17 protein-coding genes and 1 pseudogene are annotated in these 14720 nt (G+C 42.4%); 13 read left to right on the top strand and 5 right to left on the bottom strand.

What is annotated here, in order from left to right; genetic code table 11:
* The first annotated feature begins 99 nt into the window (after window positions 1-99).
* Window positions 100-507, top strand: a complete 408-nt coding sequence (locus tag H580_RS0111365; protein ID WP_028594891.1) for a hypothetical protein — start codon at window positions 100-102, stop codon at window positions 505-507.
* A gap of 156 nt (window positions 508-663) precedes the next feature.
* On the opposite strand, the pseudogene H580_RS25870 reads toward H580_RS0111365, so the two are convergent.
* Window positions 664-917 (bottom strand): annotated as a pseudogene (locus tag H580_RS25870) (MazG nucleotide pyrophosphohydrolase domain-containing protein).
* 558 nt (window positions 918-1475) lie between these two features.
* Here H580_RS25870 and H580_RS0111350 point away from each other — a divergent pair.
* The 4 genes from H580_RS0111350 to H580_RS0111335 all read left to right on the top strand — a co-directional run bounded on the left by H580_RS0111350 (window position 1476) and on the right by H580_RS0111335 (window position 4937).
* The gene (locus H580_RS0111350) at window positions 1476-1892 is read left to right on the top strand and encodes a GtrA domain-containing protein (protein WP_028594890.1); all 417 of its coding nucleotides are present in this window, start codon (window positions 1476-1478) and stop codon (window positions 1890-1892) included.
* 121 nt (window positions 1893-2013) lie between these two features.
* Window positions 2014-2613: an RNA 2',3'-cyclic phosphodiesterase gene (gene thpR, locus H580_RS0111345; protein WP_036605104.1), complete on the top strand. Its 600-nt coding sequence runs from the start codon at window positions 2014-2016 to the stop codon at window positions 2611-2613.
* Between the two features lie 223 nt (window positions 2614-2836).
* On the top strand, window positions 2837-3418 hold the full coding sequence (locus H580_RS0111340) for a hypothetical protein (protein WP_028594888.1): 582 nt from the start codon (window positions 2837-2839) through the stop codon (window positions 3416-3418).
* 145 nt (window positions 3419-3563) lie between these two features.
* Window positions 3564-4937 (top strand): L-cystine transporter, encoded by a 1374-nt coding sequence (locus tag H580_RS0111335; RefSeq protein ID WP_028594887.1) that lies wholly within the window; start codon window positions 3564-3566, stop codon window positions 4935-4937.
* A gap of 162 nt (window positions 4938-5099) precedes the next feature.
* On the opposite strand, the gene H580_RS25865 is transcribed toward H580_RS0111335, so the two are convergent.
* The gene (locus H580_RS25865) at window positions 5100-5258 is read right to left on the bottom strand and encodes a DUF1328 domain-containing protein (RefSeq protein WP_028594886.1); all 159 of its coding nucleotides are present in this window, start codon (window positions 5256-5258) and stop codon (window positions 5100-5102) included.
* A 281-nt stretch (window positions 5259-5539) separates the two neighbouring features.
* On the opposite strand from H580_RS25865, the gene H580_RS0111325 reads away from it, so the two are divergent.
* The 8 genes from H580_RS0111325 to H580_RS0111290 all read left to right on the top strand — a co-directional run bounded on the left by H580_RS0111325 (window position 5540) and on the right by H580_RS0111290 (window position 12897).
* Window positions 5540-6061 (top strand): DUF948 domain-containing protein, encoded by a 522-nt coding sequence (locus H580_RS0111325; RefSeq protein ID WP_028594885.1) that lies wholly within the window; start codon window positions 5540-5542, stop codon window positions 6059-6061.
* A gap of 239 nt (window positions 6062-6300) precedes the next feature.
* Window positions 6301-7467 carry a SpoIIE family protein phosphatase gene (locus H580_RS0111320; protein WP_028594884.1) on the top strand — a complete coding sequence of 389 codons (1167 nt, stop codon included), beginning with the start codon at window positions 6301-6303 and terminating at the stop codon, window positions 7465-7467.
* 22 nt (window positions 7468-7489) lie between these two features.
* Entirely contained in the window at window positions 7490-8356 is an 867-nt protein-coding gene (locus H580_RS0111315) for a CheR family methyltransferase (protein ID WP_028594883.1), read from the top strand.
* Between the two features lie 27 nt (window positions 8357-8383).
* Complete coding sequence (locus H580_RS24065) at window positions 8384-9598, top strand: ATP-binding protein (RefSeq protein ID WP_051217413.1); 1215 nt, start codon at window positions 8384-8386, stop codon at window positions 9596-9598.
* A 104-nt stretch (window positions 9599-9702) separates the two neighbouring features.
* Window positions 9703-10020, top strand: a complete 318-nt coding sequence (locus H580_RS0111305; RefSeq protein ID WP_028594882.1) for an STAS domain-containing protein — start codon at window positions 9703-9705, stop codon at window positions 10018-10020.
* Between the two features lie 36 nt (window positions 10021-10056).
* Window positions 10057-10515, top strand: a complete 459-nt coding sequence (gene rsbW, locus H580_RS0111300) for an anti-sigma B factor RsbW (protein WP_028594881.1) — start codon at window positions 10057-10059, stop codon at window positions 10513-10515.
* Window positions 10512-11282 carry a sigma-70 family RNA polymerase sigma factor gene (locus H580_RS0111295; RefSeq protein ID WP_028594880.1) on the top strand — a complete coding sequence of 257 codons (771 nt, stop codon included), beginning with the start codon at window positions 10512-10514 and terminating at the stop codon, window positions 11280-11282. Before rsbW ends, H580_RS0111295 begins: the two co-directional genes overlap by 4 nt.
* Before the next feature lie 238 nt (window positions 11283-11520).
* Window positions 11521-12897 (top strand): amino acid permease, encoded by a 1377-nt coding sequence (locus H580_RS0111290; protein ID WP_028594879.1) that lies wholly within the window; start codon window positions 11521-11523, stop codon window positions 12895-12897.
* A gap of 78 nt (window positions 12898-12975) precedes the next feature.
* On the opposite strand, the gene H580_RS24060 is transcribed toward H580_RS0111290, so the two are convergent.
* From H580_RS24060 to H580_RS24050, 3 genes are all read right to left on the bottom strand, one after another.
* Window positions 12976-13353, bottom strand: a complete 378-nt coding sequence (locus tag H580_RS24060) for a hypothetical protein (protein ID WP_051217412.1) — start codon at window positions 13351-13353, stop codon at window positions 12976-12978.
* A gap of 15 nt (window positions 13354-13368) precedes the next feature.
* The gene (locus H580_RS24055; RefSeq protein ID WP_051217411.1) at window positions 13369-13848 is read right to left on the bottom strand and encodes a YtxH domain-containing protein; all 480 of its coding nucleotides are present in this window, start codon (window positions 13846-13848) and stop codon (window positions 13369-13371) included.
* 109 nt (window positions 13849-13957) lie between these two features.
* Complete coding sequence (locus tag H580_RS24050; protein ID WP_051217410.1) at window positions 13958-14659, bottom strand: phosphatase PAP2 family protein; 702 nt, start codon at window positions 14657-14659, stop codon at window positions 13958-13960.
* Window positions 14660-14720 lie beyond the last annotated feature (61 nt).

Genomic DNA, 14720 nt, shown 5'->3' with positions numbered 1-14720 from the left:
GTTCGAAATATGTTGTATATTGTATAATTATGTCTTATAATGCCTGTGTAGAGCCGTTCTCTACTAAAAATGGATTGAAATTTTAAAGGAGGAATTATAATGCCGAAAGTGTATGAAATGAGTCTTACTAGACAATTGAGCCTAGTATTCGAACAGTTAGAACCTGAATTATTAGGATTATCGGGCGGGACTTTAGTCGTGTGTCTTCGCAATGATGTGATCGGTAAGTTCGGGGTTAAGCATGATCCGCTGGAATGTCGTGACGGTGTTGTTGTTCAGTTACGTAAGGGAATGCAGAAGCGTCATGTAGCCTCTTTCCGCATGATGGCTATCGAAGCGTTGAAGCATAAGAAGAATTGGACCCATGGCGAGATGATTTTTGATTTTGCAATGAAGCAGGATAGCCTTGTTATTAGCACTTGGTTCGAATCCAACTACAATTTAACGGCATTGTTGGAAAAAGAAAATGAGAGCTATGAACGGCAGCCAAGAGCTTCAAGACAGTAAGTTAGCTGCGTTACTAATCCTTCTATGATGGGCACAATGCATGTACATACTGAAGCTAAATAGATAGGTAAAGCTCTTAGCACGAACAGCAATGCTAGTGAGAGTACGACAATGCGAACGATTATTTGATTTAAAATAATGATAGAAAATAGTGCTCTACGTCTTAATTTCTGTATTAAATCGAGCAGTAAGCTTGGTTACATGCCCATTCATAATTTCATCTAAGGATATATGGTACTTATCAGACAGAATTAACATAGTGACTAAAATATCTCCTAGTTCTTCAACTAACTGCTTGCTAGCATCGTCGTAACACATTGCCTCTTCATCAGGTCGGTCTCGCCCTATTTCAATTGCCCGAATGGCTCTAGCAGTGCTCCTACTTCTTCCATCATGAATCCAGCGCCAATAAAAGGACTATATTGAGACCATTGACGTTGCTCGTAAAATTGCTGTTCCCAATGCTCAAATTATGAAATGTTTTCTATTATAATCATGTTTATGTTTGCTCCTTTTACGTTCCAACATCTGTATAATATACTTTATCTGATAGAATGTGAGTAAGCAACGGACAACGTATGAGGGAGCGATAAGGATGAATCGCATCTGCGTATTTGCCGGCTCGAATTCAGGGAATCACCCATTATGCAATTGATGCAGCAATCAATCGAAGCAGGATTTGCTTTGCCAGGCCATCATGATTTAGTTGTGAGCGAAGTTAGAAGCTACATTTTAATTCAATACGATTAGAAACGTCGACATGGCAAGCTGGTTCCGATAACATAATGGGCCAGCTTGTTTATCTTTTTTGGGCGGATCAATAATATAGTTATTACGTGTCAGAAACATAAGTTAAAGATATGATAAAAATTGAACGCATCCCTTTTACTTTTATATCGAAACATGATGTTATTAAGAAAGTAATGCATCCTAGTCAGGTTGTAACGGAAGGAAGCGTGTAGAGAGAGATGAGACAACGAAGCACCTATATCCTAATCGGAGTAGGCAATTTGCTCATCGGAATTGGGTTTATTATGTTACTTTTACACGGACTTAAGTGGCCTTATATTTGGGCGACTTTTGTTGGTAATGCATGTGGCATTGTGTGGAGTTATATGGTTCATCGCCCCTATATGAATCATATACAAACGTTTTCAGTTGTAGTCATCGGTAAAATAATTGGTGTTTACCTTGTTAGTCATGTGGTTGCCTTTATTGTTATTCATCCTTGGATGTATCACATTATATCGATAGGGGAGCCTAATTGGGAACCTAAATTACAACTAGATGTAGTTCTATTTATGGAAGCTAGCATTTTTACGATGTTATCGATTGTGTTGGAGAAGATTATCCTATTTCCTAGAGTTGTAGAAAAGGATAGGTAGCCCTCAATGGCAGCACCTGCACCAATTCAAAAACAAGAGATATAGCCATCGACAGTTTCTGTTTCTTCCAATGCATGAATGGAGTAAGATATGCCCAAACTGACGGGGTCGAATCTTAAAAATGCGTAAACTTGAGGTGCTCAAGATGGAGTCCACATGGAGAGTCTTTATAGCGATTGAGCTTCCAATATCATTGAAGAAAATGCTGCATGATCAGGTTGATGCATATGCTCGATCCTCTGCATATACATTCCGCAAATGGACAACGTGGCAGGATTATCATATTACGGTTCAATTTTTAGGTGACGTAGAGATCGCACGAATTCCCGATATTCAAGCAAGAATGAATGAAGCTGGGGCTAACTGTTCACCATTCTTGCTGCGATTAGCAGGATGGGGAACCTTCGGAAGAGCAGACTCGCCACGAGTACTATGGAGAGATGTGGAAGGGGAGAAGGAATTGCTGTTAGGAGCTGCTGAGATGGTTGGGCGGCATCTCGCGCTGGAGGGATACGAGAGGGAGTTACGGCCATACTCTCCACATATAACAGTAGCGAGACAATTTCAAGGTAATGAACCTTTTGTACTTCCTTCCCAGCAAAATGATGAAAAGCATACTACTTGGTCAGCTGACCGTCTTGTACTTTATCGAACACATATGTACGAGCGTCCCATGTATGAGAAGATACATGTGGCGACGATGAGAGATACAAACAGCTGACGATGAACGTTACCTTGCATAGTGTGCATCTTATAGGTTTAGTCTCTCACTGCTTTGAACGTTGAGCGGGTGATGGGGCTTTTTTCTGTATTGTTTATATTTGCTTATGGTTATACAATACATATATATTACTTCCTTACTTATTGTAAGTTATTATGAGGAATCTTGCTTATCTTGAAACGTCAATTATAGCTTTATATAGCAGATTGGAGGAGATGGATTGGTGAAGAAGAAGAGGTCGTGGTTACTACGCATCATAATCAGTGTATTCCTATTGGTTATAGTGGCTGTAGCCTGTTTATATTTCTATGTTCAGCCAGATAAGCCAATAGGTTGGCAAGCTATGCCGGACGATAATCTCCCTTCAATTCTGAAGCGTGTTGCCCAAGAGCGTAGTCGAGAAATAACGATTTCAGAAAAAGAATGGAATCAATATGCTTCTATATTTGTTCAGCAATGGCTGCAACAGAAGCCGGAATGGGCTCAATGGAACGTTCAAGGGATGAATAGTAAGCTGTTGGAGGATCAACTCGATGTCACCCTTCATCTTCGTCCGTGGGATATGCTTGATGCAGAGCTTCATATTTATATGGACGTGAATTGGGACACGCAGACACAGACTTTGCTCTTGACACCTTCTCGCGTAACGCTTAAACATATTCCATTACCTGATCGTTGGTTGGAGCAGCAGAAGAAGCAGCTTGCGTTCGATCTTCGTCCTTATTTGCCGTCGCTTATTCAAGTTGATGATATTCGAGCATCAACGGGTCAATGGACGATCCGTTTTGGATTGACGAAAAGATAGGTGGAAATGAAGAAGTAAAAGGTGACTCAGCGTGGAAAGGAATACAAGCCTACCCTTATGCTAACATTAGGAATGGATAAATAAGTACGGATTGTAGTTTTGAACTCAATATACTGAATGCTGGTAAGGCAAGGAGATGTTAGTCATGACAAACTTATGGATCGTGCTGCTATGCTTAGCGGCAGCGGGGCTGTTAATCGGCCTGTTGTACCGAATGCAGCGCAAGCATGTGCCTTTTACGAAGCGTGTGTTTGCAGCGTTGGGTATTGGTATTGGATTCGGTGCTTTACTTCAACTTATATTCGGTGTTGATCATTCCGTTGTAAAATCGGTCAATGATTGGCTTAGTATCGCGGGAACGGGATATGTGAAGTTGTTACAAATGGTCGTTATCCCTCTTATTTTTGTTTCGATTATTTCTGCCATTATCCATGTGCAGTCAAAAACGGGCCTCGGTAAAATGAGTGCTACGATTATTGGTATTTTGGTTGGGACAACAGCTATTGCGGCTGTTATTGCTATCTCTGTCTCGCTGTTCTTTGGCTTATCCTCTATAGACATTCAAGCTGGAGAGCAGGAAGTAGCACGAGGCGAATATTTGGATACGAAGGTTGAAGAAGTAAAAGATCTTACACTTCCACAGCAGGTGCTGGAATTCATTCCTGTTAATCCGTTTTTGGATATGACGGGAGCACGTCGTACATCTACGATTGCAGTCGTTGTTTTTGCGGCATTTATCGGGGTGGCAGCATTAGGCGTAATCCGAAAGAAGCCTGAGCATGGCAAAGTGTTTATGTCTATCATTGATGCACTGCATGCGGTTGTCATGAGAATGGTGACGATTGTATTGAGGCTTACACCGTATGGGGTATTTGCTCTGATGACAAAAGTGGTTTCTACAACCGCCCCCGCTGAAATATTGAAATTGGGAGAGTTCGTAGTTGCTTCCTATGTTGCGCTAGCGCTTATGCTGCTTGTGCATGCACTTATGTTGGCTGTATCAGGAATATCACCGATTGGATATTTCAAACGTTCCTTATCTACGCTTGCCTTCTCGTTCACATCGCGTTCAAGCGCAGGTGCGATACCGATGAATATCGAGACGCAAGTGGATCGCTTAGGTGTGCCACAATCGTTTGCGAACTTTAGTGCTACATTTGGAGCTTCAATCGGTCAAAATGGATGTGCGGGCATTTACCCTGCCATGCTAGCGATTATGATTGCTCCGAGCGCAGGCATTAATCCGTTGGACTTAGGATTTCTAGCGCAATTGGTCGCTGTTGTCGCGATTAGTTCCTTTGGCGTAGCTGGTGTTGGAGGAGGAGCAACTTTTGCAGCACTTATCGTTCTATCCTCAATGAATTTGCCTGTTGCCTTGGCAGGGTTGCTCATATCGGTCGAGCCGCTTATTGATATGGGACGCACGCTTGTTAATGTTAATGGCTCTATGACGGCGGGAGTTCTATCCTCTCGTTGGTTAGGCCAATGGGATCGTGAGAAGTTCAACAAAGGACTTTAATTAAATAGTCATGGTTTGGGATCTGCACAATGTAGGTGGATTTATCTAAATCAATGAAACAATAAAAAGGGGTATTCGTTAGTCTTTCGAGACTAACGAATACCCCTTTTTGTACTGCTTCCATCTATGATGTGCTTGTTCGTTACTTGCAACATTAGAGCGCTATGCCCTTCTGCCTGTGATCAGGGATACAATAAATAGAATTAAGAAGATAAAGAAGACTATTTTGGCGATGGAGGTAGCGGCCTCCACAATCCCGAAAAAGCCAAATACACCTGCAATTAAGGCGATGATTAGAAACAAAAATGCCCATCTCAACATGTTAAACCTCTCCTTTGTCACTTGTTGACACATTCATAACCGTACTTACAGAACTTTGAAACAGGTAAGTTGCTCGTGTGCTGAAGTTGTTTCAGCCTAAGTTGCACAGGGTATATCATCCTATACAATCGTGTTAAAGAATGGCATCGGATACCGAAAAATTGATAATCAAATTTGTTGGATTCTTATGTAATTAAGCTAGTAGTGATAGAAGGATAGGAAGAGAACATGTGTTTACATCGTGTATAGAAAGACTTGTCTAGAAAAGAGAGGGATCGTCTATGTTATTAGAAATAAGTGTCAGTATTGCGTCTATCGCATTCGTTGTACTCGTTTATTTTATGATCCAAACGTTAAAGGCAGCTAATCAGTCATTGGAGCGTGCTTCCGCTACCCTTGAAAATGTGCAGCGTACGATTGAGTCGTTAAATGCAGATTTACAAGCTGTAGCACGCAATGCGAATGAAGTTACGGCAAGTATCCAGCATCAGATGAACAAGTTGGAGCCGATAACAGATTCGATGCAGCATGCGGGCGAGGCTTTAAGTGAGGTGACGTTGGCAGTAAAAGAAGTGTCTGCAGGATTTGCACATGGCCTTCGAGGAAAGGCAGCAGTGGGCAAGCAGCAACATTCTGGACGTCCTCAACAACAATCGGCTATGAGCTCATCGCCTATGGGAACGATAGAATCTCCCTCTTCATCAACACCTCAGCAAGCAAGTTGTCAACCGAATTGGTATTCGTGGGTAGATGCGGGAGCGCAAGTATGGAAGGTGTTCCGTGCGATTAACTCGAAATCTTAGCTGACTAGCTGATTCGTTGATGCGTATTTTTGCACAGTCATAGATTATCGATCATAGATACGCTCAGGGGGAGGCCGATTATCGCGATAAGATAGTCGGCCTTTTATGCTGAAATCGACAAGGTACTATAACCTAGCAAATATGCTTAATGTCTATATAATTCAACGATAAAGTAGCCCGATATAGATGTGCAGTGTATCATAATAAATAGAGGGTAACAGAGAAAGGAGGATTTTTCTATGAACATACTTGTTGTAGATGATAATCCAACGAACGTCATGCTTATCCGAGAAATATTGCGTAAAGACGGATACCAACACATTTCTACGGCTTCTTGCGCACAAGAGATGTACCAGCAATTAGGACTCGATTATTCAGGTGGAGTTGTAGACATTCATCCCAAAGAGCCGGATGTTGATCTTATTTTATTAGATATGATGATGCCTGAAATCGACGGTTTGCAGGCTTGCAGACATATACAACAGCTAGATCATCTGCGTGATATTCCCATTATTATGGTGACTGCAGTAGCGGATTCGAACATACTTGCAGACGCATTGGATGCAGGTGCTGTTGATTATGTGACCAAGCCTGTCAACCGAATCGAGCTGTTGGCTCGAATCAGGCTCGCTCTTCGATTGAAGCAGGAGAAGGATTGGCATAAAGAACGTGATTCCCATATTCGTCAGGAGCTTCGACTTGCTGCGAAGGTTCAAGAATCGGTTTTAACCGAGCCGTATGAAGATCAGGCCATTACGATCAAGGCCATTTATCGACCTTCAGAAGAGCTGGCAGGAGACTTGTATGCATGGTTCCCGCTTAGCAATGGTAAATATGGTGTACTTATTTTAGATATGATGGGACATGGTGTGTCATCAGCATTATTGTGTATGTACATTGCATCCGCATTACGTACAACAGTCAAAAGCGAGGCGTCTCCTGATATTGTGCTGCAGCAGTTGAATGCCAAGTTTGATCAACTATATATGAATGACAGCTTGACGCTCTATTATATGACGGCCATTTATATGATTGTAGATACGAAGAAGGACGTCATTCATTATGCTAATGCAGGCCATCCTCCTGGCATTGTAGTCATGGACAATGGTGAAGTGGTTCAAATGGAGACGACAGGTCATCCAGTCGGGATGTTCCCTGAACTGCACATTGCTGTGAAGGAAATATCGTGTACACATCGTTTCCGAATTGGTCTGTATACGGATGGGCTGGTAGAGTCAACTGTCCAATCTTTAGATACAGCGATAGCAAATTTGACACAATTGGTGAAGACAGAATCAGATGTTGATAATTCAGAAGCATGGCAGCAATTATTCGCAAATGAAAGCTTACATGAAGATGATAAGTGCCTTGTATGGGTAGACGTGCATCATAGACAAGACGTGTAGGAAAGGAGGATAACGATACCGAGTGAATGAACGTAGGCAAGAAGTAGATAATAATAGCACGGATCGAGATGAGGTTCGTGAGCGAATTGAGATTGAGCTGCTCTTGGAAGGTGTATACCGAATGTATGGGTATGACTTTAGAGATTATGCTTATCCATCTCTGAAGCGTCGAATATGGCATCAAATTTTCCGTGAGCAGCTTCATTCGATTTCAGCATTACAAGGCAAGGTACTGTCTGATCCTCATTGTGTAGATAGATTTGTACGTAATCTGTCCATTCCAGTGACAGAAATGTTTCGTGATCCTTCCATGTTCAAGACGTTCCGGGAGAAAGTAGTTCCTAAGTTGAGGTCGCTTTCTTCTATACGTATTTGGCATGCAGGCTGCTCGACTGGAGAAGAAGTGTACTCCATGGCTATTCTTCTTCAAGAAGAAGGCTTATACGAGCGAACACGGTTATATGCGACAGATATGAATAGCCTATCCTTGCAAACAGCCAAAGAAGGGATTTGTTCTTTGGACAAGATGAAACAGTATACGAAAAATTATTTGGAAGCCGGGGGTAAGCGCTCGTTCTCAGAATACTATTCGGCAACAGATGAAGGGACGGTCATATTAAATCCTTTTCTGCGTGAAAATATGATTTTTGCCGATCATAATCTTGCTACGGATATGTCGTTCAATGAGTTCAACGTAGTGTTTTGTCGCAATGTGATGATTTATTTTAATGACCAGCTGCGCAATCGTGTACACCGACTGTTCTATGAGAGTTTAAGCCACAATGGTATATTGGTACTTGGTTCAAAAGAGTCTTTGCATTTTACACAATGTGAATCTTCTTATGAAGAGCTAGATTTCAATGAGAAGATCTATCGGAAAATAAGATAAATCATTAAGGGGGGGCATGGAGGTAGCATGCCTACGTTGGAGCCTATTAATATTTTGCTGGTAGATGATTATCCCGAGAATTTGTTAGCGCTCGAAGCGGTATTGTCAGATGAGAATTACCGTTTAGTTACAGCGTCATCGGGTGAAGAAGCACTTCGGCAGTTGATGAAGGAACAATTTGCTGTCATTGTACTGGATGTGCAGATGCCTGGGATGGATGGAATTGAAACAGCCAAGTGGATTAAGTCGCGTGAGAAGACACAGCATATTCCAATCATATTTATATCGGCTAATTATACGGATACCGAGCATTTATTTGCTGGTTATTCGGCCGGAGGGATTGATTATATGGTTAAGCCATTCATCCCTCATATTCTTAAGTCGAAGATTGCTAGCTTCGTAGGGATATTTCAAGCGCAGAAAAGATTACAGGCAAAGAAGATGCTGCTTCAGCAGAAGACAGAAGAACTTGAGCGGATGAATAAGGAGCTCGAGATGGCAAAAGAAGAGGCTGAGCGTGCAGCATCCGTTCGTACACAATTTCTTACCATGATGAGTCATGAAATACGAACTCCTATGAATGGAGTGCTAGGTATGGTAGATTTGCTGCTTGATAGTGATTTGACGGAAGAACAGCGAAATTACGCTAAATATATATATAACAGTGCTGATTCGCTGGTGAAAACGATCAATCGCATCTTGGACTTTACGAAGTTAGAATCAGGCGGGCTTGAACTGGACCTGTATCCATTTTCTATCCATGAAGTGGCGCATGAAGTGTTGGCTTTGTTCGCTTCTGAAGTTATCCAGAGAAATGTAATCTTATCCTTAGATGTAGATGAGCATATCCCAACTTATCTTAGTGGTGATAGGGAACGCTTACGTCAAGTGTTGGTAAATGTAATCGGTAACGCAGTTAAATTTACAGCAGAAGGTTCAATTGAGGTAACGATCAAGTTATTGTCGCTTCATCAAGAACAAGGCGATTGTTGGATGCAATTTGAGATAAGGGACACGGGGATTGGAATACCAGAAGGGAAGAAATCAGGACTTTTTCAGCCCTTTTTCCAGTTGGATTCATCGTTGAGCAGGAAATATGGAGGAAGCGGATTAGGTTTAGCCATTTGTCATACAATCGTACAAGCGATGGATGGGGAAATAAACATTTTGCCTAGTGAAAAGGGAACATTTGTACAATTTTACGTTCGTGCAAAAATTATTGATGAAGAACAAAATAAATAGTGTTTCAAACATGGTGAAGCCTGTTTAAGTACAAAGAGATACAGCAATGAAGGTATCTGAACAGAACGAAACTATTCATGTCGTTTATTTAGGGGAGATAATTTATGAGCCACAAGTTTACAGCAGTGACGTTAAATGAAGCAGACGGTATTCGTGTCAAGCTCCAGGGTGAACTGGATCTGGCAGCAGCAGGTGAATTCCGTACAATGATGGAGCCTTTGGCGGTAGACCCTAGCACTAGACTGACATTGGATTTAAGTGAGCTGTCTTACATTGACAGTACAGGGATAGGCATACTCATCTCCATTTTAAAAGTCCGGCATGCCGAGCAGGCGCCTTTCTTTGTGGAGAATGTACCACCACATGTACAAAAGTTATTTGATGTGACAGGCATTTCTAAGTTTTTAATTCCGCAGCGCTAATGTAAAGCGAATATGAGGGTGAAAGGATAAGTAAACATGGCAGAGGTAAAAACAAAGCAGCAAGTGAAGTTAAGCTTGCCTGCACAAGCTGATTATGTCGATGTGGTGCGCCTTACTTTGTATGGTATAGCCAGCAGAATCGGATTTTCCTATGAAGAAATTGAAGATATGAAAGTAGCCGTTTCAGAAGCTTGCAACAACGCGGTGTTGTATGCGTATAGCCAAGAAGGCGGCGTGGTAGATGTTACTTTTGATATCGGTGAGCATGAATTAGAACTGACGATCCGTGATCAAGGATCAAGCTTTATGGCAAATGACAAACTTGGTCATGCAACAGGATGGCATGATACGCAGTTGGATGACGTTCAGGCAGGTGGATTGGGCTTCTATTTGATGCAGGCACTAATGGATGATGTGAGTATTTCTAGTCAAGAAGGTCGTGGTACGGAAGTTAAAATGATGAAGCGGGTTCTGGCAATTGGAGAGGTCAAATGACAATTCCACATCCCAAAATGACCGAGGATGCAAATGAACTAATCCGCCTATATCAACAAAGCCACGACAATGACATTGCTACCGTTCTCATCCAAAAATACGAGCCGATGGTTAAAATGGCCGCAGGTAAAATATCACGTAACCGACCAGATTTGTATGAAGATTTGATGCAAGTAGGGAACATGGCTATGATTCGCTTGCTGCAGCAGTTTGATCCCCTTATGGGAGTGCCTTTCGAAGCATATGCGATGAAGAGTATGATCGGCCATATGAAAAATTATTTGCGGGACAAGTCTTGGTACATCCAAGTGCCGAGGAGAATTAAAGAAAAAGGTGCAGTTGTTCAGCAGACAATCGATGAATTAACGATTCAATTAGAGCGCTCCCCAAGTATCGATGAAATTGCTGCCCGCTTGGAGCTTTCTGTGGAAGAGACAGTTGAAGTGTTGGCAGGTAGGGAGTGCTATCATTATGTATCATTGGATACGCCACTGTCTCAGGATGAGAGTGCGGCTACGTTAGGGGAATTAATTAGTTCTGAAGCGAATGACTATGAGTCTGTTGAGCATAAGATGGATTTGCTTGAGGCGATGAAGCAGTTGAAGCAAGAAGAAGTAAAGGTACTCATGCTTATATTTGAACAAGGACTATCACAACGTACGGTTGCCGAGCAGCTTGGTGTATCACAAATGAGTGTATCGCGCATACAGCGAAGGGCAACTGACAAGTTGAAGAACATTTTGACGAATCACGATCTTGTTCGATGATGATAGAACGATCAACGTTGAACGCCGTCACATCTTTTGGTAAAGATTATCAAATTATAATGTCCATTGAATCCATAACATCTACATAAGCATGCTGTTCTTGCTTAATGCATAGGACAAGCATGCTTTTTGTGTTGGGTACCCCCAACATTTGTAGGCTTCATCGTAAAAGATGGGCATGATAAAATATGACCTTACAACAACATGTTGGACATCTAGAGGGGTGCAGCAAACAACAATGAAAGATTGGTTTCGTAAAAAAGATGTGAACAAGCTGCTTGCTCAAAGCAATGACAGAAAAGGTTCGAAAACATTAGGAGCACTTGACCTAACCTTGCTAGGCATGGGTGCAATTATCGGGACAGGCGTTATGGTACTTACAGGCTTGGTCGCAGCAAGAGATGCAGGCCCTGCAGTAATTCTTTCCTTCATTTTGGCTGGTATCGTGTGCGCATTCGCAGCATTGTGCTATGCGGAAATCTCCTCAGCCGTTCCCATTGGAGGGAGTGCTTATACTTACGCCTATATAACAGTAGGTGAATTAGTGGCTCATTTAATGGGCTGGACGCTATTAGCCGTTTATGTTCTGATGATTTCAGCCGTGGCGAGTGGTTGGACAGGTTATTTAAACAATATATTAGATTCATTTGGAATCGGTATTCCTGTTGAATGGATGACCATTCCTGCTAATGGAGGGATTGTGAATCTCCCTGCTATTCTGATGGTGTTGTTTATGACATGGCTGCTATTGCGCGGTACGAAAGAAAGTAAGACTGTTAATAACATCATGGTCTTTGTAAAGCTAGGGGTTATTTTGCTCTTTATTATTGTGGGAGCGTTCTATGTAGAGCCTGCCAACTGGACTCCATTTATGCCATATGGCACAAGCGGAGTGCTGGCAGGTGCAGCAGCTGTGTTTTTTGCTTTCCTTGGATTTGATGCCATTTCTACTTCTGCTGAAGATGCGAAGAACCCGCAGCGGGATTTACCAAAAGGTATTATCGGTTCCTTGGCAATTAGTACAGTGATTTACGTATTCGTATGTGTTGTCATGACTGGGATGGCCTCTTATACACAGTTGAATGTGCCAGAAGCGATGGCATACGTTCTTCATCTTGTAGGTAGAAATGAAGTAGCGGGTATTATTGCGGTTGGTGCTGTTATCGGAATGCTTGCTGTCGTGTTGGCATACATTTATGCGGCGACAAGAGTCATGATGACGATGAGTCGTGACGGATTGATTCCGCGATCCTTCACAAAGCTGAACAAGAATGATGCTCCAACAGTGGCATTGTGGTTTATAGGCGGTGTAAGTGCCTTCATTGCAGGCTTTATGGATTTGAAGGAACTAGCTGATCTCGCTAACATTGGTGCGCTGTTGACATTCGTGATGGTTGGGCTCTCTGTTATTTTGCTTCGCCGCTCCCATCCGAATTTGAAGCGCGGATTTGTGGTGCCATTTATGCCGCTCATTCCAATATTATCGATTGCAAGTTGTGTGCTGTTGATGGTGAACTTGCCGTTCCGAACATGGATCATATTCGGAATTTGGCTGGTCATTGGGGTAGTGTGGTATATCGTGTATTCCAAAATTCGCGGTCCCATTCATAAATAGAACATGGAGTAAACAAAGAAGCTCTGGGCACGATTGCTGCCTAGAGCTTCTTTGTATTCTTTGTAGTTGGTAAAGAGATTATGATTCTGGGAAAGGCATCCGTTCGCTGTCCAATGGCTTGTAAGAGTGTGTCTCTTCCCTTGGAACAGAGCGGTCGTCTTTTAATGCAGCCAATATTTCGTTCAACTGTTCATGAGCTTGGGCTTGAATATTATCAGGAACTTGCCCATATCCAGAAAAGGATGCCTTCTCAGCTTCGATCAACAGCTTGCCATCAGGTAAGTAGATGGCAGGGACTGTGAACACATGAGAGGCGCGCAGCTCATCCATCTCTTGATCGATCCAGCCTAGGACAAACGTTTCTTTTTCCTTACAGCTAATACCTGTGAAACCATGCTGAATGAATACATGACGCACCCTCTGCGCTGGAGCGCTTACTATTGAAGTTGTGTTCATAGCGGCGCAGCCTCCCTATTTAACGATCGACCCTGGAAGTTGAGCTTCAGGGGGGAGAACGATTCTAGGATTTTGTTGTTCTTGAGATGAAGCTGCTATGTTATCTGCTGCGTCCGCAATAACTTCTTTCGTGTGCAGCACCGTTTCATCCTTTGCATCCTGAACTTGGTCAGTGATCGCTTGCGTAGCACTTTTGACATTCGTAACAACGACTTCAGCTCTTTCTCCTACGGATTTGACGATTGTAGCTGCCTTGTTACCTAAGTCGCAAGCAGCGTCTTTTGTCATTTCTCCAACGGACTGAGCCTTGTAGGATATATCTTGTCGCAGTTCACGACCAGACTTCGGTGCAAACAACAGGGCAGCAGCTGCGCCTACAAGTCCGCCAATAAGAAGTCCTTTTGCAAAATGGTTCCCGTTATTTTGATTGGTTGTGTTATATCCTACCTCATGGTTATAAGCGGGTGATTGATTGGTAAATTGATTCGTATTCATCGTACATCTCTCCTTAACGTTTTAATCGAATTTGTTGTTAAGGAGCATTTACACGGTAGAAGTGCATTTGAAACAATCACACTTTTTAAAACGGATAATTTTTAATCATTTATTCGCCTACACGCCTTTTGGTGCTGGGCCTGTTATTTAATTTACGGTACACATAAATACATACAAAAAACCACAGCATACCAGCGAATATGCCTGCTACAACATCCGTAATATAATGAACTCCCAAGTAAACACGGCTTAAAGCGATGCAAATAATAAGTATGCTCGCAAGGCATGCTATCCCGATCGTTGCTATGTTAGAGCTGATTCCCTTATCTCTAAGCCATTGAACGAGTAAATAGGCAAGAACCCCATAGAAGGCAGCTGCTACCATAGCATGTCCACTAGGGAAACTGTAACCGTCCGCGATTACCCAATGCTCCCATTCCGGCCTTGTTCGAGCAAATATTTGCTTCATCGTCTCGTTAAGCATATATCCACCACCTAAGGCAAGGATGAGCGTAAACGCAGCCTTGCGATTTTTCCAGACTAGGATGAATAAGGCTGATATTACAGCTGCCAGGGAGATAATAAAATAATCGGTTGCCATATGTGTAATGACGGTTACGATATTCGTTACTGTCGGTGTAGCCCATTGCCTTAACGTATCAGTGACGGCAATGTCGATTGGCAGGAGAACGTGTTTTAATACTTTTCTAGTTATCCAAGCCAGTAAAAATAATAATAGTGGAATGGTAATAAGACCCCACCACACACTTAGTGTGAGTTTGGTGGCCTGCTGCGTAGATTTATTACTCATTACGTTAACATCCTTTCCGACGTACATAACGATAGTATGTAGAATCTGCGAGAGCAAATTC

Source organism: Paenibacillus assamensis DSM 18201 (genome assembly GCF_000422445.1).
Classification (GTDB): domain Bacteria; phylum Bacillota; class Bacilli; order Paenibacillales; family Paenibacillaceae; genus Paenibacillus_B; species Paenibacillus_B assamensis.
The sequence above is the reverse complement of the archived record's forward strand: the minus strand, read 5'-3'. Positions and strand labels throughout refer to the sequence as shown.